19 protein-coding genes are annotated in these 21890 nt (G+C 67.7%); 14 read left to right on the top strand and 5 right to left on the bottom strand.

Annotated elements, in window-relative coordinates; genetic code table 11:
• The first annotated feature begins 62 nt into the window (after nucleotides 1-62).
• Together WJ12_RS13760 and WJ12_RS13755 are read left to right on the top strand one after the other, a co-directional pair.
• Nucleotides 63-497, top strand: coding sequence for a CHRD domain-containing protein (locus WJ12_RS13760; protein ID WP_034189585.1), 435 nt, complete (start codon nucleotides 63-65; stop codon nucleotides 495-497).
• 89 nt (nucleotides 498-586) lie between these two features.
• A complete protein-coding gene (locus WJ12_RS13755) occupies nucleotides 587-1549 on the top strand; it encodes an alpha/beta hydrolase (RefSeq protein ID WP_034189584.1) in 963 nt (320 codons plus the stop codon).
• Here WJ12_RS13755 and WJ12_RS13750 read toward each other — a convergent pair.
• Complete coding sequence (locus WJ12_RS13750) at nucleotides 1519-2361, bottom strand: EcsC family protein (RefSeq protein ID WP_034189583.1); 843 nt, start codon at nucleotides 2359-2361, stop codon at nucleotides 1519-1521. The genes WJ12_RS13755 and WJ12_RS13750 overlap by 31 nt on opposite strands.
• A gap of 107 nt (nucleotides 2362-2468) precedes the next feature.
• Between WJ12_RS13750 and WJ12_RS13745 the strand changes: the two genes are divergently transcribed.
• On the top strand, nucleotides 2469-4064 hold the full coding sequence (locus tag WJ12_RS13745; protein ID WP_059557113.1) for an MDR family MFS transporter: 1596 nt from the start codon (nucleotides 2469-2471) through the stop codon (nucleotides 4062-4064).
• A gap of 50 nt (nucleotides 4065-4114) precedes the next feature.
• On the top strand, nucleotides 4115-4561 hold the full coding sequence (locus WJ12_RS13740) for a MarR family winged helix-turn-helix transcriptional regulator (RefSeq protein ID WP_059557114.1): 447 nt from the start codon (nucleotides 4115-4117) through the stop codon (nucleotides 4559-4561).
• A gap of 68 nt (nucleotides 4562-4629) precedes the next feature.
• Here WJ12_RS13740 and WJ12_RS13735 read toward each other — a convergent pair whose 3' ends face one another.
• Together WJ12_RS13735 and WJ12_RS13730 are read right to left on the bottom strand one after the other, a co-directional pair.
• Nucleotides 4630-5211, bottom strand: a complete 582-nt coding sequence (locus WJ12_RS13735) for a DJ-1/PfpI family protein (protein ID WP_034189580.1) — start codon at nucleotides 5209-5211, stop codon at nucleotides 4630-4632.
• Nucleotides 5212-5365: 154 nt separating this feature from the next.
• Nucleotides 5366-6646 (bottom strand): amino acid deaminase, encoded by a 1281-nt coding sequence (locus tag WJ12_RS13730; RefSeq protein ID WP_059557115.1) that lies wholly within the window; start codon nucleotides 6644-6646, stop codon nucleotides 5366-5368.
• A 119-nt stretch (nucleotides 6647-6765) separates the two neighbouring features.
• Between WJ12_RS13730 and WJ12_RS13725 the strand changes: the two genes are divergently transcribed.
• The 3 genes from WJ12_RS13725 to WJ12_RS13715 all read left to right on the top strand — a co-directional run bounded on the left by WJ12_RS13725 (nucleotide 6766) and on the right by WJ12_RS13715 (nucleotide 9653).
• A complete protein-coding gene (locus WJ12_RS13725) occupies nucleotides 6766-7704 on the top strand; it encodes a MurR/RpiR family transcriptional regulator (RefSeq protein ID WP_034189578.1) in 939 nt (312 codons plus the stop codon).
• Nucleotides 7705-7706: 2 nt separating this feature from the next.
• A complete protein-coding gene (locus WJ12_RS13720; RefSeq protein WP_059557116.1) occupies nucleotides 7707-9188 on the top strand; it encodes an N-acyl-D-amino-acid deacylase family protein in 1482 nt (493 codons plus the stop codon).
• A gap of 78 nt (nucleotides 9189-9266) precedes the next feature.
• Entirely contained in the window at nucleotides 9267-9653 is a 387-nt protein-coding gene (locus tag WJ12_RS13715) for a RidA family protein (RefSeq protein ID WP_006751946.1), read from the top strand.
• 87 nt (nucleotides 9654-9740) lie between these two features.
• On the opposite strand, the gene queF is transcribed toward WJ12_RS13715, so the two are convergent.
• Both queF and ilvA read right to left on the bottom strand, forming a co-directional pair.
• A complete protein-coding gene (gene queF, locus WJ12_RS13710; protein WP_034189576.1) occupies nucleotides 9741-10565 on the bottom strand; it encodes an NADPH-dependent 7-cyano-7-deazaguanine reductase QueF in 825 nt (274 codons plus the stop codon).
• A 12-nt stretch (nucleotides 10566-10577) separates the two neighbouring features.
• Nucleotides 10578-12101: a threonine ammonia-lyase, biosynthetic gene (gene ilvA, locus WJ12_RS13705; protein WP_069245700.1), complete on the bottom strand. Its 1524-nt coding sequence runs from the start codon at nucleotides 12099-12101 to the stop codon at nucleotides 10578-10580.
• Between the two features lie 574 nt (nucleotides 12102-12675).
• On the opposite strand from ilvA, the gene WJ12_RS13700 reads away from it, so the two are divergent.
• From WJ12_RS13700 to ubiB, 7 genes are all read left to right on the top strand, one after another.
• The gene (locus tag WJ12_RS13700) at nucleotides 12676-16701 is read left to right on the top strand and encodes a DUF3683 domain-containing protein (RefSeq protein ID WP_049030827.1); all 4026 of its coding nucleotides are present in this window, start codon (nucleotides 12676-12678) and stop codon (nucleotides 16699-16701) included.
• 85 nt (nucleotides 16702-16786) lie between these two features.
• Complete coding sequence (locus tag WJ12_RS13695) at nucleotides 16787-17230, top strand: HIT family protein (protein ID WP_049030829.1); 444 nt, start codon at nucleotides 16787-16789, stop codon at nucleotides 17228-17230.
• The gene (locus tag WJ12_RS13690; RefSeq protein ID WP_034188995.1) at nucleotides 17227-17640 is read left to right on the top strand and encodes a gamma-butyrobetaine hydroxylase family protein; all 414 of its coding nucleotides are present in this window, start codon (nucleotides 17227-17229) and stop codon (nucleotides 17638-17640) included. Before WJ12_RS13695 ends, WJ12_RS13690 begins: the two co-directional genes overlap by 4 nt.
• 52 nt (nucleotides 17641-17692) lie before the next feature.
• Nucleotides 17693-18424, top strand: a complete 732-nt coding sequence (gene ubiE, locus WJ12_RS13685) for a bifunctional demethylmenaquinone methyltransferase/2-methoxy-6-polyprenyl-1,4-benzoquinol methylase UbiE (protein ID WP_059560525.1) — start codon at nucleotides 17693-17695, stop codon at nucleotides 18422-18424.
• Nucleotides 18425-18465: 41 nt separating this feature from the next.
• Nucleotides 18466-19497 carry a Tim44 domain-containing protein gene (locus WJ12_RS13680; protein ID WP_059560523.1) on the top strand — a complete coding sequence of 344 codons (1032 nt, stop codon included), beginning with the start codon at nucleotides 18466-18468 and terminating at the stop codon, nucleotides 19495-19497.
• 164 nt (nucleotides 19498-19661) lie between these two features.
• Nucleotides 19662-20288, top strand: a complete 627-nt coding sequence (locus WJ12_RS13675) for a ubiquinone biosynthesis accessory factor UbiJ (RefSeq protein ID WP_059560521.1) — start codon at nucleotides 19662-19664, stop codon at nucleotides 20286-20288.
• 12 nt (nucleotides 20289-20300) lie between these two features.
• Complete coding sequence (gene ubiB / locus WJ12_RS13670; RefSeq protein ID WP_034188999.1) at nucleotides 20301-21878, top strand: ubiquinone biosynthesis regulatory protein kinase UbiB; 1578 nt, start codon at nucleotides 20301-20303, stop codon at nucleotides 21876-21878.
• Nucleotides 21879-21890: the final 12 nt, after the last annotated feature.

The raw sequence follows: 21890 nt of genomic DNA, 5'->3' as shown, positions 1-21890 counted from the left end.
CGACTACCATCCTATCTGGCGCCCCCGTCCGGGCGGCGTACAACGTCGTACAAGGAGAGTCCATGCTCAAGCTGCGTTTGCTCCAGGTCGCGTTACTCGCGGGCGTGCTGGCCGCCGGCAGCGCCGCTGCCGAAACGGTGCGCCTGTCCGCCAGTCTCCAGCCGTCGAGCGAAGTCCCGCCCACGGCGACCAAGGGTTCGGGCAAGGTCGACGCCACGTACGACACGGCCACCCATACGCTGCAGTGGACGGTCACTTACGAACACCTCACGGGGCCGGCCACCGCCGCGCATTTCCACGGGCCCGCGCCGGTCGGCCAGAACGCGGGCGTGCAGGTGCCGATTCCGAAGGACGAGCTGGCGAGCCCGATCAAGGGTTCGAAGGAACTCACCGACGCGCAGGTTACCGACCTGATGGGCGGCAAGTGGTACTTCAACGTTCATACGAAGGAGCACCCGGCCGGCGAGATCCGCGGCCAGGTGATGCCGGCGAACTGAGCGCCGGCGTTTGATATAGAGGCACCTGTCGAGCGGGGCGGGAACGTTCGCACGTACCATCGTCACACTGCGATGACGGAGTGCATTCGATGAGTTGGCAAAGCAAGCTCGCCTGCTGGCTGCTGCGCTGGCAGTTTCGTCCCGAGACCACGCGCGAGGTGCTCGACCCCGCGCGTGCGCGGCGCTTTACCGATCTGCGAATGATCGTGCCGCGCCGCGCGCCGTCGGGCTACCGGCTGCGCCAGTGCCATGGCGCGGGCGATGCGCCGCTGCGCGGCGAGTGGCTCGAGCGCACCGACGCGAGCGCGGGGCGCGGGCCCGGCCGCACGCTGCTGTACTTCCACGGCGGCGGTTATTACTTCTGTTCGACGAGAACGCACCGGCCGCTGGTGTTCGGCCTGACGAAGCGTGCGGGTGTGCGCTCGTTCTCGCTCGACTACCGGCTCGCGCCCGAAAACCGTTTCCCGGCCGCGCTCGACGATGCGCTCGCGGCCTACCGGCAACTGCTGGCGCTCGGCACGCCGCCCGAGTCGATCGTGCTCGGCGGCGATTCGGCGGGCGGCGGCCTCGCGCTCGCGACGCTCGTCGCGCTGCGCGATCGCGGCGAACCGTTGCCGGCCGGCGCGATCCTGTTCTCGCCGTGGACCGATCTCGCGGCCACCGGCGCGACGCTGCGCACCAACGACGGCGCCGATCCGATGTTTGCCGGCTCGGCGCTGCCAAAGGCCGCGAAGCTGTACCTCGGCGACACGCCGGCAACGCATCCGTACGCATCGCCGCTCTACGCGGATTTCACGGGCCTGCCGCCGCTGTATATCCAGGTCGGCAGCACCGAGGTGCTGCTCGACGATTCGCGCCGCGTTGCCGAGCAGGCGAAGGCGGCCGGCGTGGCGGTGGAGATCGAGGTGTGGCCCGACATGCCGCACGTGTGGCAGTTGTACGCGCCGATGATGCCGGAAGCGCGCGACGCGCTCGACCGCGCGGCCGCGTTCCTGCGCCGCGTCGCGGTCGAACGCGCGGTTCAGCGCGTCGGCGAGGCGTCGATCGCCTGATAGGCGGCCTTGACGGCCGCCGCGCCGTACTTGCGCTCGAGCCGGCGCACGGTGAAATGGCCGTGCGCCATCTGCTGGAAGTGGTCGATGAACAGCGTATTGACGGTCGCCCCCAGCACGGCGCCGATCGCCGGGATCGACTTCGCGGCCATCTGCTCGGTCACCTGCACCGAGAAGCGCGACGCGACCGTCTGCACGAGCTTGAACACGGCCGCCGAGCTGTGCGCGGCGATGCCTTTCGTCGTGATGTCCGACGACGCCTTCGAGATCGCTTGCGCAAGCGCGCCGCGCAGCACGAAATAACCGAGATCGGCGTCCTCTTCCTGCTTGTCCGGGTTGCCGCCCATGCCGAGCACGGCCAGGCATTGCAGCTGCGTATCGACCGACGTCAGGTCCTCGCCTTCGCTGCGCGCGATGTCGCATACCGAGCGGAAGATCAGCGTGGTCGTCACCGGCAGCTCGACCGGCAGCGCGAGAAAGCCGAACGCGCCGCCCGCCGCGCCGGTCGTCGCGACCGCGAGCTTGTGCAGCAGGTTGCTCGGCTTGTCGGGCTCGGCGTCCGGCGCCGGCGGCTTGCCGAGCGTGCGCAGCGCGATGTTCAGGCACTTGCGCAGCGCGAGCTGCGTCGCGTCGTTGATCTTGCCGGTCGCGAAATCCGGCAGCCGCGCGATCATTTTCTCGACCGGCGCGCCGAGCATCCCGGTCAGCTTCATCGTCAGCGACGGACTTTCCAGTACCTGCTTCGCGCGCCCCAGCGCGTCCCGATCCTCCGGGGACAGCGTCGTCGCGGGGTTGATTGAAATCGGTTCCATTTCTCTCCTTGGCGTGAACAGGCCCCAAACCGTCGCCAGCCTAGATTACTCCGGCATGCTAGAATTTTGAGATTGTTTGACTCGTCAAAAGTTGCATCAACAAAAAAATGGCTGTCCATACTGCCGCCCACCATTCGAGCGGGCAAGTCCTGCCGTTCCGCGAATCGCTGCTGGCGATGATCGGCATCTCGTTCGTCACCATGCTGGTCGCGCTCGACCAGACGGTCGTCGGCACCGCGCTGCCGACCATCGTCGCCGAACTCAGGGGCTTCGACCTGTACGCGTGGGTCGCGACCTCGTATCTCCTCAGTTCCGTGATCACCGTGCCGATCTTCGGCCGGCTCGGCGACTATTACGGCCGCAAGCCGTTCGTGATCGTGTCGATCGTCGTGTTCACCGGCGCATCGGTGCTGTGCGGGATGGCCAACGACATGCTGTACCTCGTGCTCGCGCGCGGCCTGCAGGGAATCGGCGGCGGGATGCTGGTCGGTACCGCGTTCGCGTGCATCCCCGACCTGTTCCCCGATTCCGTCGTGCGGCTGCGCTGGCAGGTGCTGATGAGCTCCGCGTTCGGCATCGCGAACGCGGTCGGCCCGTCGCTCGGCGGCGTGCTGACCCAGTCGTTCGGCTGGCGCTCGGTGTTCTACGTGAACCTGCCGGTCGGCCTGCTGTCGCTGTTCTTCGTGTGGCGCTACCTGCCGCACCTGCGCCACGTCGTGCACGATCGCAAGATGCGGCTCGACTGGCCGGGCGCGCTGCTGATCGCGCTGTCGCTCGGCGCGCTGCAGCTGTTCGTCGAATGGCTGCCGAAGTACGGCGTCGCGAGCTGGGCGTCGCTGCTGCTCGTCGTCGCGGTCGCGGCCGGCGTCGGCCTGTGGCACTGGGAGAAGCGCTGCACACAGCCCATTTTGCCGTTCGACATGTTCGGCAACCGCGCGCTGTCCGCGCTGTTCGTGCTCGCGATCCTCGCCGGGTTCTCGATGTTCTCGCTGCTGTTCTACGCGCCGCTGCTGTTCCAGGGCGGCTTCGGGATGTCGCCGAAGGAAGCCGGGCTCGTGATCACGCCGCTCGTCGTGTTCATCACGATCGGCAGCATCATGAACGGACGCGTCGTCACGCGCATCCGCCATCCGAACGCGATGCTGCACGTCGGCTTCGTGCTGTTCGCGATCGCGTGCGCGGGCATCGTCGTCTCGACGCACACGACGCCGGCCTGGATGCTGATGGCGCTGATGGTCGCGGGCGGCATCGGGCTCGGTTTCGTGCTGCCGAACCTCACCGTATTCGCGCAGCAGGCAGCCGGACGCGAGCACCTCGGGATCGCGACGGCGCTGCTGCAATCGCTGCGGATGGTCGGCGGGATGCTCGGCACCGCGCTGACGGGCACGCTCGTCAACCAGATGTATTCGAGCGGCGTGCGCGACGCGCTGTCGGCCGATCACGCGATGCAGTGGCATGCACAGCTCGCCGATCCGCAGATCCTGATCGATCGCGCGGCACAGGGCGGTCTCGTCGCGGCGCTCACGCGCGCCGGGCATAATGGCGCGCTGCTGCTGGAAGCGGCCCGCGAATCGCTGGTCGGCGCGATCCACCTGGGCGTCGCGATGGCGGCCGTCGTGGCCGTGGTGTCGGTGTGGCAGTGCCGCCGCGTGCCGCCGATCGCGTTGCGGCGCAAGATCGAGCCGCACGTCGCGGCCGATTGACCGATCGGGCGATTCAACGATTCAACGATTTACCGGAACGACATCAGCGCATGGAAGAACAGGACCGCGTCGCGATCTTGCAGCAATTCGGACGCACGTATCGCGCGTTCATGATCGCGTTCGAAGCGCACGTCGGGCAGCCGATGCCGCGCTGGCGCATCATGGTCGCGCTGCACACGATGGGCGGGCATTCGTCGCAGAAGAAGCTCGTCGAAGTGCTGCGCATCGATCCGGGCGCGCTCACGCGCCAGTTGAAGTCGCTCGATGCGCTCGGCTGGATCGAGCGCGAATCCGATGCGCGCGACAACCGCGTGACCAACGTGACGCTGACGGACGAAGGCCGCGCGGCGTTCGACGCGTGCCTGCCGCGCCGCAAGGCGTTCATCGAACAGACGATGGCGCAGTTGCCGGACGACGTGCTCAATGCGCTGTCGGGTGCGCTCGCGATGCTGGAAGCGCGGATCGCGGACGTCGGCTCGACGCCGGCCGCGCGCTGACGCGCGGGGCAGGGCGGCACGCCGGCGCCGCCGGCCGCCGCTTCATGTCATCCCGATCCGCTTCGGGCTTACAGCTCGATGCGCGTGCCGAGCAGCGCGAGGAATTGCGCGAGCCAGGCCGGATGCGCGGGCCACGCAGGCGCGGTGACGAACGGCGCGTCGGTCACGGCCGCGTCGACCGGAATATCCGCGTATTCGCCGCCCGCGAGCTTCACCTCGGGGGCGCAGGCCGGGTACGCCGAAATGCGTTTGCCGCGGATCACGTCGGCGGCCGCCAGCAACTGTGCCGCATGGCAGATCGCGGCGATCGGCTTGCCGGCTTCGGCGAACGCGCGCACGAGCGCAATCACCTTCGGATCGAGTCGCAGGTATTCGGGCGCGCGGCCGCCCGCGATCGCGAGCGCGTCGTAGCGCGCCGCATCGACGTCGTCGAACGCGGCATTCAGCGTGAACTGGTGGCCGGGCTTCTCGGTGTAGGTCTGGTCGCCTTCGAAGTCGTGGATCGCGGTCTTGATCTTGTCGCCCGCGCGCTTGCCCGGACACACGGCATCGACATGGTGGCCGACGGCCTGCAGTGCCTGGAACGGCACCATCGTTTCGTAGTCTTCGGCGAAATCGCCGGTCAGGAACAGGATCTTCTTCGCGGCCATGGCTTTCTCCCGTAAAGCAGCGTTGAAGGCCCGTTCGCGCCGTGCGCGACGGTCGCGAAGGGCCCCGAGGACGAAAGCGCAGTGTACTCCGGCGGATTGAAGCGCGCGTGACGGCCGCCCCGCGCGAGCGGCGGGGCGGTGCGCGCAATGGACGTCAGAAGAACGTTTCGACGACTTCCGTCACGCGGAACTGCGGATCGAGCACGAGCACCTGGCGCCACTTGTCGAACGTCAGGCACGGGTGCGAGATGTCGAACGCGATCATGTCGCCGACTTTCACGTCCGCGCCCGGCGGGATCTGCAGGTACGCGTGCTGGTCCATCATCCCGGTCACGGCCCAGCCTTCGGTCGCCGCGACGTCGCGCGGCGCGGTGTCGCGTCCCGGACGGAAGTGGCGCGCCGGCTCGGGCAGGCCCGCGTCGAACGCCGCGTCGCGCTTGCCGAGCGCGACGATCGCCCGATCGGCCTCCGGCACCGACTGCACGTACGCCCACAGCTGCAATGCCGGCAGCAGCCCCTCGCCCATCGAGCGCGCGATCGGGTTGCGCGCGAACACGTCGGTCTGCGCCTTCTTGTAGATGCCGACGTCGTGCGTCAGGTAGCAGCCCGGTCGCAGCACGACTTCCGCGAAGCCCGCATCCGACGCCTTCCTGAATTCTTCCGCGACCACGTCGTACCACGCCGAGCCGGCGCCGGACAGGATCGCCGGCGTACGCGCGAAGCGGCCTGCCTCGGCGAGCACGCGCGTGAGCGCGACGGCTTCCTGCAGGAACGTGCGGATCTCGCCTTCCTCTTTCAGCACGCCTTCATAGAGTTCGATGCCGGCCAGCTTCAGCGTGTCCGGATAGCGCGCGATCGCGGCCAGCACGGCCTCGCGCTGCGCGGCATCGCGCACGCCCGCGCGGCCGCCCGGCACGCCGAGCTCGATCAGCACGTTCAGCGGTTTCTTCGCGTCGCCGAAGAAGCGGCCGAGCTGGTCGACGCTTTCCGCGGAATCGACGAGACAGAAGAATTCGAAATCGGGATCCGACAGCAGCCCGGCGATGATCGTCATGTTCTGGCGGCCGACCAACTGGTTCGCGAGCAGCACGCGCCGCACGCCGCCGTGATACGCGGCCTGGGTCTGGTGCGCGGTCGCGAGCGTGATGCCCCACGCGCCGGCGTCGAGCTGGCGGCGGAACAGTTGCGGCGCCATCGTCGTCTTGCCGTGCGGCGCGAACTTGACGCCGTATTTCCGGACGAACGCCTGCATCCAGTTCAGGTTGTGTTCGACGCGATCCTCGTAAAGCACGGCGGCCGGCAGGCTGACGTCTTCCGCGAGCAGGTTCCACTCGAGGCGGCCTGCGTCGTCGAGCGGCACGCTCGCGCTCGGCACGTTGCCGAGACCCTTGCCCAACGGATTGATTGTCGGTTCTTGATAGTTTGTAACTTTCATGTCATCCCGCTCCATCATCACTATGCATTGCACTGAAGTTGACACGCAGATGGTACAGAAAGTAGCATCTGCGCGGTGATGTTATTTAGTAACATCGAGCTTCGCACCCTTATCCGCAGATGAATACGCCCGCCTCCCCGTCCGCTCCGCTCGCGGCCGAGCTTCATCCGGCTCCGGCCGCCCCGCCGGTCCTCGACATCGTCGCGCGGATCGCCGAATGCGCGCCCGAGCTGCGCGAAGCCGAGCGCAAGGTCGCCGCGTTCATCCTCGCCGATCTGGCGCGCGCCGCGCATGCGAGCATCGGCGCGCTCGCGCGCGACGCGGAGGTCAGCGTCGCGACGGTCACGCGTTTCGCGAAGGCCGTCGGCTGCCGCGACGTGCGCGAACTGAAGGTGCTCGTCGCACAGGCGGCGGCCGTCGGCCAGCGCTTCCTGGTGCCGTCCGGCGACGCGCCGGCCGACGACACGAGCCCCGCGTCGATGGTCTACGACGAGATTCGCGTGGCGCTCGCGCACAACCACCAGCTGCTGCGCAACACGTCGTTCGATGCGGCGGCCGACCTGCTCGCCGGCGCGAAGATGACCTACGTGTACGGGCAGGGCGGCGGCTCGACCGCGCTTGCCGACGAGCTGCGCTTCCGGCTCGTGCGCTTCGGCCGGCCGGTCGCGAGCTACCAGGACAGCGTGCTGCAGCGAATGGTGGCCGCGACGCTGTCGCGCGACACCGTGGTCGTCGCGCTGTCGGTGAGCGGGCGCGTGCCCGAGCTGCTCGAGAGCTGCCGGCTCGCGAAGCGCTACGGCGCGAAGCTGATCGCGATCACCGCGCCGGCGTCGCCGCTCGCGAAGCTCGCCGACCACCTGATCCCGGTCGTCGCATTCGAAACCGATTTCATCTACAAGCCTTCGACGTCGCGCTACGCGATGATGATGGCGATCGACGTGCTCGTTACCGGAGTCGCATTGCGGCTCGGCGATGCGGGCCGGGAATCGCTGCGCCGCATCAAGCACGCGCTCGATGCGCACCGCGGCGGCGGAGACCGTCAACCGGTAGGAGACTGACCATGCATTCGCATCCCGAAGCCGCCGATACGCTGATCGTCGGCGCGCAACTGTACGACGGCACCGGCGCGCCGCCCGTCACGCGCGACGTCGCGATCCGCAACGGCCTGATCGCCGCGATCGGCAACCTGTCGAACTGGCTGGCCGAGAACGTCGTGGAGGCGAACGGCCGCGCGCTCGCGCCGGGCTTCGTCGACGTGCACACGCACGACGACACGCACGTGATCCGCGCGCCGGAGATGATCCCGAAGATCTCGCAGGGCGTGACGACCGTGATCGTCGGCAACTGCGGGATCAGCGCGTCGCCCGTGACGCTCGCGGGCGATCCGCCCGACCCGATGAACCTGCTCGGCGAGCGCGGCGCGTTCCGGTACCCGACCTTCGCCGACTACGTCGCGGCCGTGAACGAGGCGCGCCCGGCCGTGAACGTCGCGGCGCTCGTCGGTCATACGGCGCTGCGCAACAACCAGATGGACCGTCTCGACCGCGCGGCGACCGACGGCGAGATCGCCGGGATGCGCGAGCAACTCGAGGAGGCGCTCGCGAACGGCGCGCTCGGCCTGTCGTCGGGCCTCGCGTACGGTTCCGCGTTCGCGGCGCCGGCCGAGGAAGTGATGGCGCTCGCCGAGCCGCTCGCGAAGGCCGGCGCGCTGTATACGACGCACATGCGCACCGAATTCGACGCGATCCTCGACGCGATGGACGAGGCGTATCGCGTCGGCCGCCATGCGCAGGTGCCGGTCGTAATCTCGCACCTGAAGTGCGCGGGCCCGTCGAACTGGGGGCGCAGCACCGAAGTGCTCGCATCGCTCGAGGGCGCGCGCCGCTACCAGCCGGTCGGCTGCGACTGCTATCCGTACAGCCGCAGCTCGTCGACGCTCGACCTGAAGCAGGTGACGGGCGATATCGACATCACGATCACGTGGTCGGAGCCGCACCCGGAAGTCGCAGGCAAGCTGCTCAAGGCGATCGCGGCCGACTGGGGCGTGACCGAGCAGGAAGCCGCGCAGCGCATCCGCCCGGCCGGCGCCGTGTACCACAACATGTCCGAGGACGACGTGCGCCGGATCCTGTCGCACCCCGCGACGATGGTCGGCTCGGACGGGCTGCCGAACGATCCGCTGCCGCATCCGCGGCTGTGGGGCGCGTTCCCGCGCGTGCTCGGCCATTACGTGCGCGACACGAACCTGCTGCCGCTCGAGGAGGCGATCCGCAAGATGACGTCGCTGTCCGCGCGCCGCTACGGGATCGCGAAGCGCGGCGAGGCGCATGTCGGCTACCACGCCGATCTCGTGCTGTTCGACCCGGCGCGCGTGATCGACGCCGCGACGTTCGAGAAGCCGCAGCAGCCCGCGCACGGGATCGATGCCGTGTGGGTGAACGGCGTGCTGACTTACGAAAACGGCCAGCCGACCGGCGAGCGCGCCGGCGGGTTCGTCGCGCGCGGCGAGCGCGTGGCGGCGAGTGCCGACGCCGCGTTCTGAGCGCGGCGGCCGTTCCGATCTTCCGCGCGTGCCGCAGCCGGCGCGCGCATCCGCAACCGAGATGTGAGGAGTGAAACGATGAAGCGATATGGCGTGGGCGAAGCGAAGGGGACCGGCGGCCAGGTGATGCCGTTCGCGCGTGCGGTCGAGGCCGACGGCTGGCTGTATGTGTCCGGCCAGACGCCGATGGTGAACGGCGAGGTCGTCGAGGGCGGCATCGTCACGCAGTCGAAGCAGACGATCGAGAACGTGATCGCGATCCTGAAGGAAGCCGGCTACGGCCTCGAGCACGTCGTGCGCTGCGGCGTGTGGCTCGACGACGCGCGCGATTTCGCGTCGTTCAACAAGGTGTTCGTGTCGTACTTCGGCGAGCATCCGCCGGCACGCGCGTGCGTGCAGTCGAGCATGGTCATCGACTGCAAGGTCGAGGTCGACTGCATCGCGTACAAGGCGCCGGCGAAGTAACGCGGCTGCGCTTTCCGCGCACGGTAAACAGCCCGGTCGGTGGAAGCCGACCGGGCTGTCTCGTCTGGCGCCCGCCGCGGGCCGTCCTTACTGCCGCGCCGTGCGCGCGTTGTCCGGCATCGGCTGGTTGTAGTTGGTGCGGAACGGGTTGATGTCGAGCCCGCCGCGCCGCGTATAGCGCGCGTACACCGCGAGCTTCACCGGTTTGCACGCGTGCATGATGTCGAGGAAGATCCGCTCGACGCACTGCTCGTGAAAGCCCGTGTGATTGCGGAACGAGATGATGTAGCGCAGCAGGCCCGCGTGGTCGATCTGCGGCCCGACGTAGTGGATCTGCACGCTGCCCCAGTCGGGCTGGCCCGTGACCGGGCAGTTCGAGCGCAGCAGGTCGGACACGAGCGTCTCCTCGACCGGCGCTTCGTCCTCGGCGGCCGACAGCAGCGACGGATCGGGTTCGTAGATGTCGGTGTCGAGGTCGAGGCGGTCGAGCGACAGCCCGTCGAGCTCGTCCATCTCGAGCTTGCCGAAATCGTGCGCCGACACCAGCTGCACCGACACGGTCGCGCCGCACGCGGCCGATACGTCGCGCTTCAGCACGTCGCGCACCGCTTCGATCGAGTCGAATTTCGACTGCGCGAACGAGCCGAGATACAGCTTGAACGACTTCGATTCGACGATGTTCGGCGATTCCGCCGGCACGTAGAACGTCGCGACCGCGACCTGCGGCTTGCCGCGCGCGTTGAGCCACGACAGCTCGTACGCGTTCCAGATGTCGGTGCCGAAGAACGGCAGCGCCGACGTGATGCCGAGCTGCTCGCGCGCGCCGGCGCGCGGGATCGGGAACAGCAGCGACGCGTCGTATTGCGCCGCGTAGACGGTGGCCTTGCCGAGCGGGGAATGTTCGGGGTTCATCGTGTGACGCCTTTACGACAGGAAGAGGCGGTAAGCCGGGTTGGCGCTCTCTTCGACATACGGATAGCCGAGTGCCGCGAGGAAGCGTTCGAATTCGGCGCGATCGGCCTGCGGCACCTGCAGCCCGACGAGGATCGAGCTGTAGTCCGCGCCCTGGTTGCGGTAGTGGAACAGGCTGATGTTCCAGTCCGGCGCCATCGACGACAGGAACTTCATCAGCGCGCCCGGCCGCTCGGGGAATTCGAAGCGGAACAGGCGTTCGTCGAGCGCGAGCGGCGAGCGGCCGCCGACCATGTAGCGGATGTGTTCCTTCGACAGTTCGTCGTGCGTCAGGTCGACGCTCTTGAAGCCGTGCGACTCGAAGTTCGAGGCGATCTCCGCCGATTCGCCGCGGCGCTTGATCTGCACGCCGACGAAGATGTGCGCGGATTGCGCATCGGCGATCCGGTAGTTGAACTCGGTGACGTTGCGGTCGCCGACGAGCGAACAGAAGCGCTTGAAGCTGCCGCGCTCCTCGGGGATCGTGACCGCGAACACCGCTTCGCGCGCCTCGCCGACCTCCGCGCGCTCGGCGACGAAGCGCATCCGGTCGAAGTTCATGTTCGCGCCGGAGGTGACCGCGACGAGCGTCTGGTTCTCGACGCCTTCGCGTTCCGCGTACAGCTTCGCGCCGGCCACCGCGAGCGCGCCGGACGGTTCGAGCACGCTGCGCGTGTCCTGGAACACGTCCTTGATCGCCGCGCACAGCGCGTCGGTGTTGACCGTCACGACGCCGTCGAGGAATGCGCGGCACAGCCGGAAGGTTTCCTCGCCGACGAGCTTCACCGCGGTGCCGTCGGCGAACAGGCCGACCTCGCTGAGCTCGATGCGCTCGCCGGCGTCCAGCGACTGCGCCATCGCGCACGAATCCTCGGCCTGCACGCCGATGACCTTGATCTCCGGGCGCACGGCCTTCACGTACGCGGCGACGCCGGACGCGAGCCCGCCGCCGCCGATCGGCACGAAGATCGCGTGGATCGGGCCCTGGTGCTGGCGCAGGATCTCCATCGCGATGGTGCCCTGGCCGGCGATCACGTACGGATCGTCGAACGGGTGGACGAACGTGAGATCGCGTTCCTGCTGCACCTTGACCGCGTGCGCATAGGCATCGCTGTACGATTCGCCCGCCTGGATCACCTCGACGCTCGGGCCGCCGTGCGCGCGCACGGCATCGACCTTCACCTGCGGGGTCGTGACCGGCACGACGATCACGGCCTTGATGCCCATCCGGGCCGCCGAGAACGCGACGCCCTGCGCGTGGTTGCCGGCCGACGCCGTAATCACGCCGCGCGCGAGCGCGTCCGCCGGAATGTGCGCCATCTTGTTGTACGCGCCGCGCAGCTTGAACGAGAACACCGGCTGGTTGTCCTCGCGCTTCAGGTAAACGGCATTGCGCAGCCGGGCCGACAGGTTGCGGGCGGGTTCGAGTTCCGTCTCGATCGCGACGTCGTAGACGCGCGCGGTGAGGATTTTCTTCAGGTAATCGTGGGATGCCATGGACGCTCGCGTGCAGTGCGGATGCAGACGGTAAAGGATCAATGATAGCGCCAAGGGTCCGCCCGCATGCAAGCGGCATGCCGGGCGGGCGGCCGCGAAGGGGGCGGGCCGGGCGTTCGCGGCGCCGGGCGCGCCTTTTCTGCCGGCTTAACCGCACGGTTACCGACCGGACGGACGGCGAATGATCGAGCCAAACCGTGCCGAGCCCCGTCCGGTGCGGCTCGCGGCGATAGCCCCACGACCTGTCCGGCGTGCCACGGACGGGCCGATCATGGGTTAGAATTCCGTTTTGAATCAAGGATCGGAAGATGCAGAGGCACCCTCGGATCGCACCGTTGAAGCCGACGCCGCGCGCAGCCAGCCCCGCGGCCGAACGGCATGCGCGCCGCGCGCGATCGTGCTGATCGTTCCGAGTGCCGCCAGGCCCTGTCGCCGGCCAGGAGGGGCGAACCGCCCGCTCCGGCCCCATGAAGGACAGCCGCGCGCCTGGTAACAGAACAGATTTCCCCAAGATTGCGCCCACGCGCTTGCCGACGCCCGTGCACGGTGTATCGGCCCTCCGAGTCGTCCGAACATGAACGCACCACAAGTTTTCGATCCGCATGGCGCGGCCGCCGCCGTCGCCGCCGACCCCGCGCCCCGCTTGCGCGAGATTCCCTATAACTACACGTCCTTCTCGGATCGCGAGATCGTGATCCGCCTACTCGGCGAAGAGGCGTGGTCGGTGCTCGACGAACTGCGTGCCGAGCGCCGCACGGGCCGCTCGGCACGGATGCTGTACGAAGTGCTCGGCGACATCTGGGTCGTGCGCCGCAACCCGTACCTGCAGGACGACCTGCTCGACAATCCGAAGCGCCGCGCGCTGCTGATCGAGGCGCTGAACCACCGCCTGACCGAGATCGGCAAGCGCCGCAGCGCGGATCTCACCGAGCACCGCGACGAGGCGGGCCGCGAGCGCGCATCGCGCGTCGAGATGCTCGAAACCGCCGCGCAGCGGGCGGTCAACGAGTTCGCCGACGAATTCGAGAAGATGGCCGACCTGCGCCGCCGCGCGACCAAGGCGCTCGGCCGCTGCACGGAGAAGGACAATATCCGCTTCGATGGGCTGTCGCGCGTGTCGCACGTGACCGATGCGACCGACTGGCGCGTCGAATACCCGTTCGTCGTGCTGACGCCCGATACCGAGGCCGAGATCGCGGCACTGATCAAGGCCTGCTTCGAGCTCGGCCTGACCGTGATCCCGCGCGGCGGCGGCACCGGCTACACGGGCGGCGCGGTGCCGCTCACGCCGTTCTCGGCCGTCATCAATACCGAAAAGCTCGAACAGCTCGGCGCGGTCGAGCTGACCGAACTGCCGGGCGTCGCGCACAAGGTGCCGACGATCTTCTCCGGCGCGGGCGTCGTCACGCGCCGCGTGACCGAGGCGGCCGAGGCGGCCGGCTACGTGTTCGCGGTCGATCCGACGTCGCTCGATGCGTCGTGCATCGGCGGCAACGTCGCGATGAACGCGGGCGGCAAGAAAGCCGTGCTGTGGGGCACCGCGCTCGACAACCTGGCCTGGTGGCGGATGGTCGACCCGGACGGCAACTGGCTCGAAGTCACGCGCCACGAGCACAACCAGGGCAAGATCCACGACATCGCGGTCGCGCGCTTCGAGCTGAAGTGGTTCGACGGCGCGTACGCGCCGGGCGAGAAGCTGCTCAAGACCGAAATGCTCGAGATCGAGGGCCGCCGGTTCCGCAAGGAAGGGCTCGGCAAGGACGTGACCGACAAGTTCCTCGCCGGCCTGCCGGGCGTGCAGAAGGAAGGCTGCGACGGGCTCATCACGTCCGCGCGCTGGGTGCTGCACAAGATGCCCGCGCACACGCGCACCGTCTGCCTCGAGTTCTTCGGCCAGGCGCGCGAGGCGATCCCGAGCATCGTCGAGATCAAGGACTACCTGTTCGAAACGTCGAAGCAGGGCGGTGCGATCCTCGCGGGCCTCGAGCACCTCGACGAGCGCTACCTGCGCGCGGTCGGCTACGCGACCAAGAGCAAGCGCAACGCATTCCCGAAGATGGTGCTGATCGGCGACATCGTCGGCGATGACGCCGACGCCGTGGCGCACGCGACGTCCGAAGTGATCCGGATGGCGAACGGCAAGAGCGGCGAAGGCTTCGTCGCGATCAGCGCGGAGGCGCGCAAGCGCTTCTGGCTCGACCGCAGCCGCACGGCCGCGATCGCGAAGCACACCAACGCGTTCAAGATCAACGAAGACGTCGTGATCCCGCTGAACCGGATGGGCGAGTACACCGACGGCATCGAGCGGATCAACATCGAGCTGTCGCTGAAGAACAAGCTGCAGCTCGTCGACGCGCTCGAGACGTTCTTCCGCGGCGGCAACCTGCCGCTCGGCAAGACCGACGACGCGAACGAGATCCCGAGCGCGGAGCTGCTGGAAGACCGCGTGCAGCAGGCGCTGGAGCTGCTCAAGCGCGTGCGCGCGCGCTGGGAATTCGTGCGCGACCGGCTCGACCAGCCGCTGCGCGAGGCGCAGCACTACCTCGTGCAGCTCGGCTACGAGGCGCTTGCCGAGAAGTTCGCGGATCGCGCGGACGAACAGCCGGGCGCGACCGTGTTCCACGTCACGCAGGACCGCACGGTCCGCATCTCGTGGAAGCAGGAGATCCGCGCGGAACTGCGCGCGATCTTCAACGGCGGCGCGTTCAAGCAGATCCTCGACGAGGCGCAGGCGATCCACAAGCGCGTGCTGCGCGGCCGCGTGTTCGTCGCGCTGCACATGCACGCGGGCGACGGCAACGTCCACACGAACCTCCCGGTCAACTCCGACAACTACGAGATGCTGCAGGACGCGCACGCGGCGGTCGCGCGCATCATGAAGCTCGCGCGCTCGCTCGACGGCGTGATCTCCGGCGAGCACGGGATCGGCATCACGAAGCTCGAGTTCCTGACCGACGACGAGATCGCCGAATTCCGCGCATACAAGCAGCGCGTCGACCCGAACGGCCGCTTCAACAAGGGCAAGCTGCTCGACGGCGCCGACCTGCGCAACGCGTACACGCCCAGCTTCGGGCTGATGGGCTACGAATCGCTGATCATGCAGCAGTCCGACATCGGCGCGATCGCCGATTCGGTGAAGGACTGCCTGCGCTGCGGCAAGTGCAAGCCGGTGTGCGCGACCCACGTGCCGCGCGCGAACCTGCTGTACAGCCCGCGCAACAAGATCCTCGCGACGTCGCTGCTGGTGGAGGCATTCCTGTACGAGGAGCAGACGCGCCGCGGCGTGTCGATCAAGCACTGGGACGAGTTCAACGACGTGGCCGACCACTGCACGGTGTGCCACAAGTGCGCGACGCCGTGCCCGGTGAAGATCGACTTCGGCGACGTCACGATGAACATGCGCAACCTGTTGCGCAAGATGGGCAAGAAGAAGTTCAACGCCGGCAACGCGGCGGGCATGTTCTTCCTGAACGCGACCAATCCGCAGACGATCAACGCCGCGCGCACCGTGATGATGGGCGTCGGCTACAAGGTGCAGCGCTTCGCGAACGACATGCTGAAGAAGGTCGTGACGAAGCAGACGCAGCACCCGCCCGCGACGACCGGCAAGCCGCCCGTCGTCGAGCAGGTGATCCACTTCGTCAACAAGAAGATGCCGGGCAACCTGCCGAAGAAGACGGCGCGCGCGCTGCTCGACATCGAGGACAACAAGATCGTGCCGATCATCCGCAACCCGAAGTCGACGACCGTCGATTCGGAAGCGGTGTTCTACTTCCCGGGCTGCGGCTCCGAGCGCCTGTTCTCGCAGGTCGGCCTCGCGACGCAGGCGATGCTGTGGGAAGCGGGCGTGCAGACGGTGCTGCCGCCGGGCTACCTGTGCTGCGGTTATCCGCAGCGCGGCTCGGGCCAGTACGACAAGGCCGAGAAGATCGTCACCGACAACCGCGTGCTGTTCCACCGGGTCGCGAACACGCTGAACTACCTCGACATCAAGACGGTCGTCGTGTCGTGCGGCACCTGCTACGACCAGCTTGCCGGGTATGAATTCGACAAGATCTTCCCGGGCTGCCGGATCATCGACATCCACGAGTTCCTGCTCGAGAAGGGGATGAAGCTCGACGGCGTGTCGGGTACGCGCTACATGTATCACGACCCGTGCCACACGCCGATCAAGACGATGGACCCGGTGAAGCTCGTCAACGAGCTGATGGGCTCGGAGAAGGACGGCTACAGGATCGAGAAGAACGACCGTTGCTGCGGCGAATCGGGCACGCTCGCGGTCACGCGCCCGGACGTGTCGACGCAGGTGCGCTTCCGCAAGGAAGAGGAGATCCGCAAGGGCGCCGCGAAGCTGCGTGCGATTCCCGTGGTGGCCGGCGCTGCGCCGGCGCCTGCCGCCGCGGCCGCGAACGGGCCGGACGTGAAGATCCTGACGAGCTGCCCGTCGTGCCTGCAGGGCCTGTCGCGCTACAGCGAGGACGCGAATCTCGAGGCCGACTACATCGTGGTCGAAATCGCGCGCCAGGTGCTCGGCGAGAACTGGATGGCCGATTATGTCGCACGTGCGAACAATGGCGGGATCGAGCGCGTGCTGGTCTAATGCGGGCATGACGACCGCCCGACCGGGCCGGAAATGAGCGGGCGCCGGCGCAGTCATGCCGGCGCCCGTCCACATGGGAGCGACGATGGAATGCGTGTTTTGCCGTGAAGACGGCGGCGAGGTGCTCTGGCAGGACGACGTGCTGCGCGTCGTCCTCGCGACGGGCGAGCACGACTATCCGGGCTTCTGCCGGGTGATCTGGGGCACGCACGTGGCCGAGTTCTCCGATCTCGGCGAGCCCGAGCGGGCACACCTGATGCGCGTGGTCTACGCGGTCGAACGGGCCGTGCGCCGCGTGATGCAGCCGAACAAGGTGAATCTCGCGAGCCTCGGCAACATGGTGCCGCACGTGCACTGGCACGTGATCCCGCGCTTTTCCAACGACGCCCATTTCCCGCAGCCCGTCTGGGCGCCGCGCCAGCGCAGCGTGTCCGAGGCGCTGTTGCGCACGCGCGCCGCGCAGGCCTCGCTGCTGCACAATGCGGTGCGCGAGGAAATTCAACGCATGACCGATTCGAGGCAGCCATGAGCGGTTTGACTTCCACGACGCCGATTCCGTCCGGCGTCGTCGTGCACGCGGTATCGCGCGTGCTCGAATTGCAGTACCCGAACGGCGACAGCTACCGGATTCCGTTCGAGCTGATGCGCGTCTATTCGCCGTCGGCCGAGGTGCGCGGCCACGGGCCCGGCCAGGAGACGCTGCAGACCGGCAAGCGCGAGGTGACGATCACGGCGCTCGAGGGCGTCGGCAACTACGCGCTGCAGCCGACGTTCTCCGACGGCCATTCGACCGGCATCTACTCGTGGGACCTGCTGTACGAGCTGGCGACGCAGCAGGACGCGCTGTGGCGCGACTATTTCGACAAACTGAAGGCGGCAGGCGTCGAGCGCGACGCCCCGATGCAGGCGGCCTCCGCGTCGCACGGCCACTGCCACTGAAATCGACGGCGCCCGCTCGGCGCCGTCCTGCCATTTACTGAGGATCAACGCGATGAGCAAAACCCACTTCGGCTTCGAAAGCGTCGAGGAAAACGAAAAAGCGAAGAAAGTGGCGGGCGTGTTCCATTCGGTCGCGAGCAACTACGATCTGATGAACGACCTGATGTCGGCGGGCATGCACCGCGCGTGGAAGGCGTTCACGATCGCGCAGGCGAACGTGCGCCCCGGTTTCAAGGTGCTCGACATCGCGGCCGGCACCGGCGACCTGACGAAGTCGTTCAAGAAGGCGGCCGGCCCGACGGGCGAGGTGTGGCATACGGACATCAACGAATCGATGCTGCGCGTCGGCCGCGACCGGCTGCTCGACAAGGGGATCGTGACGCCGTCGCTGCTGTGCGACGCGGAGAAAATCCCCTTTCCGGACAACTACTTCGATGTGGTCACGGTTGCATTCGGGCTGCGCAACATGACGCACAAGGACGTCGCGCTGGCCGAGATGCGTCGCGTGACGAAGCCCGGCGGCCGCGTGATGGTGCTGGAATTCTCGAAAGTCTGGGATCCGCTGAAAAAAGTGTACGATCTGTATTCTTTCAAAGTATTACCGTGGCTTGGCGACAAGTTCGCGAAAGATGCTGAAAGTTATCGGTATCTTGCTGAATCTATCCGGATGCACCCCGATCAGGACACGCTGAAGACGATGATGGAACAAGCGGGCCTCGATGCCGTCAAATATTACAATTTGTCAGGTGGCGTGGTAGCTTTACACCTAGGAACCAAGTACTAAGGGGTTCTTTCCATACATTCGCCTTACATCTGGAGAAGCTGATGTCCGAAACGCGTCCGTTGTTCAACCGTAGCAAGCCGTCGAAGCCGTGGGCTCGACGGGTCGGCACGCTGCTGATGGTCGGCCTGCTCACGGCCGGCACGTTCGCATCGCTCGACGCTGAAGCCAAGCGCATGGGCGGCGGGCGCAGCATCGGCCGCCAGAACTCCACCGTCACGCAGCGCCAGGCCACGCCGCCCGCGCAGCAGCCGATGCAGCAGGCCGCGCCGTCGCAGGCGCAGCGTGCGAACCCGGCGGCGCCCACGCCGGCCGCGCAGCCCAACCGCTCGCGCTGGCTCGGGCCGATCGCCGGCCTCGCGGCCGGTCTCGGCATCGCGGCGCTGCTGTCGCACTTCGGCCTCGGCGGCGCGTTCGCGAGCATGATGGCGAACGTCATCGTGATCGCGCTGCTCGCGGCGATCGGCATCTGGCTGATCCGCAAGTTCATGAACCGCCGTCGCCCGCAGGAGCCGGCGTACTCGGTCGGCGGTTCGGCGTCGGCGTCGGGCGGCTACTCGCAAAGCCCGTCGTTCCAGCAGGGCAATGCCGGCGGCAGCTACGCGGGCAGCGGCAGCAGCTATGCGAACGAAGCGCAGGGCGTGTTCGGCGGCGGCGCGGCGGCCGCCGGCGCGGCAGCGGCTGCGGCGGCGCCGCTCCAGGTGCCGGCCGGTTTCGATACCGAAGCGTTCCTGCGCAGCGCGAAGGTCTACTTCGTGCGCCTGCAGGCGGCGTGGGACCAGGGCAACCTGGCCGACATCCGCGAGTTCACGACGCCCGAAATGTTCGCGGAGATCAAGATCGACCTCGATTCGCGCGGTAACGAGGCGAACCAGACCGACGTCGTGCAGCTCGACGCGGAGCTGGTCGCGATCGAGGATCGCGGCATCGAGCAGTCGGCGAGCGTGCGCTTCCACGGCCTGATCCGCGAATCGGCGAGCGCGTCGGCCGCCCCGTTCGACGAGGTGTGGAACCTGTCGAAGTCGGGCAGCCAGGGCTGGCTGCTCGCGGGTATCCAGCAGATCAACACGCACTGAGCGTGCCCGGCGGCCCGCGCCGCCGGGCACCCGGGCGACGGCCGCCGCACTGCGACCGCTTGCCGCCCGGGTGTACGGTCGGGCACGGTCTGCCGACGATCCGACGTTACAATAGAAACCCGCGTGGGCGCCCGGCCTGCGCGGGTTTTTTCTTTCCCAGCCCGATGACCTTTGCCGCCAAGCCTTTTGCTGCTGCCGTCAATCACCTGCTCGCGCGCGAATCATGGGCGCGCGATCGCCTGATTCCCTATGCGGGCAAGACTGCCCGGATCGACGTGCCTCCCGTCACGCTCACGCTGCTGGTGCAGCCCGACGGTTATCTGTCGGCCGTCGACGCGCACGATGCGCAACAGGTCGACGTGTCGATCGCGCTCGCGGGCGACACCGTCGCCGCGTTCCTGCAGGGCGGCCAGGCGGCCGTGATGAAGCACGTGAAGATCGAGGGCGACGCGGAGTTCGCGACGCAGATCGCGAAGCTGGCCGAGCACCTGCGCTGGGAACCTGAAGAAGATCTCGCGAAGCTGGTCGGCGACGCGGCGGCATACCGGATCGCGACGGTCGTGCGCGATGCCGGCGCCCGCGCGCGACGCACCGGCCGCAACGTGCTCGAATCCGTCGCCGAATACTGGCTCGACGAAAACCCGCAAGTCGTCCGGCGCGCGTCGCTCGGCGGCTTCGACGCCGATCTGGCGCGCGCACGCGATGCGCTCGCGCGGGTCGAAAAGCGGGTCGAGCGACTCGAACAAAAAATCGGCGCGCGCACGGGCCCAGGCCCGCGCGGCGCGCACTGAGGGCCGCAGGGCATGCGCATTTTCCGTTTCATCAAGATTGTCTACACCGTCATCCGCTTTGGCCTCGACGAAGTGATGCTGTCCCGGATCGACGACCGGCGCGTGAAGCTGCTGCTGCGGATCACGACGATCGGCCGCCGCTATTCCGATCCGCCCGCCGTGCGGCTGCGTCACGCGCTCGAGAGCCTCGGCCCGATCTTCGTGAAGTTCGGCCAGGTGCTGTCGACGCGCCGCGACCTGCTGTCGGTCGATTTCGCGAACGAACTCGCGAAGCTGCAGGACCAGGTACCGCCGTTCGATTCGGCCGTCGCGATCGCGATCATCGAGAAGTCGCTCGGGGCGCCGGTCGACGAGCTGTTCGACGAATTCGAGCGTGAGCCGATCGCGAGCGCGTCGATCGCGCAGGTGCATTTCGCGAAACTGAAGCAGGGCGTGCACGCGGGCAAGGCCGTCGCGGTGAAGGTGCTGCGCCCGAACATGCTGCCGGTGATCGATTCCGACCTCGCGCTGATGCGCGACATCGCGACATGGACCGAGCGCATGTGGGCCGACGGCCGCCGCCTGAAGCCGCGCGAGGTCGTCGCCGAATTCGACAAGTACCTGCACGACGAGCTCGACCTGATGCGCGAGGCCGCGAACGGCAGCCAGCTGCGCCGCAACTTCGCGGGCCTCGACCTGCTGCTCGTGCCCGAGATGTTCTGGGATTTCTCGACGTCGCAGGTGCTCGTGATGGAGCGCATGACCGGCGTGCCGATCAGCCAGGTCGAGACGCTGCGCTCGGCCGGCGTCGACATCAAGAAGCTCGCGCGCGAAGGCGTCGAGATCTTCTTCACGCAGGTGTTCCGCGACGGCTTCTTCCATGCGGACATGCACCCCGGCAACATCCAGGTGAGCCTCGACCCGAACACGTTCGGCCGCTATATCGCGCTCGATTTCGGGATCGTCGGCGCGCTGTCCGATTTCGACAAGAACTACCTCGCGCAGAACTTCCTCGCGTTCTTCAAGCGCGACTACCACCGCGTCGCGACGCTGCACCTCGAATCGGGCTGGGTGCCGCCCGAGACGCGTGTCGAGGAGCTCGAAAGCGCGATCCGCGCGGTGTGCGAGCCGTATTTCGACCGGGCGCTGAAGGACATCTCGCTCGGCCAGGTGCTGATGCGCCTGTTCTCGACGTCGCGCCGCTTCAACGTCGAGATCCAGCCTCAGCTCGTGCTGCTGCAGAAGACGATGCTGAACGTCGAAGGGCTCGGCCGCTCGCTCGACCCGGAACTCGACCTGTGGAAGACCGCGAAACCGTACCTCGAGCGCTGGATGACCGAGCAGATCGGCCTGCGCGGCTGGTATGAGCGTTTCAAGGTCGAGGCGCCGCAGTGGAGCAAGACGCTGCCGCAACTGCCGCGGCTGATCCATCACGCGATGGCGGCGCGTCACGACGCACCCCGCGCCGCCAGCGAGGAACTGATGCGCCAGATCCTCGTCGAGCAGAAACGGACCAACCGGCTGCTGCAGGCGCTGCTGATCTTCGGCCTGTCGGTCGGTGTCGGGGCGCTGGTCGCGCGGGTGTTGTTCGCGCTCGCATACGGCGCCTGACCGAAAGGAGCA

The sequence above is a fragment of the Burkholderia seminalis genome, from assembly GCF_001718535.1.
Lineage (GTDB): Bacteria > Pseudomonadota > Gammaproteobacteria > Burkholderiales > Burkholderiaceae > Burkholderia > Burkholderia seminalis.
The sequence above is the reverse complement of the archived record's forward strand: the minus strand, read 5'-3'. Positions and strand labels throughout refer to the sequence as shown.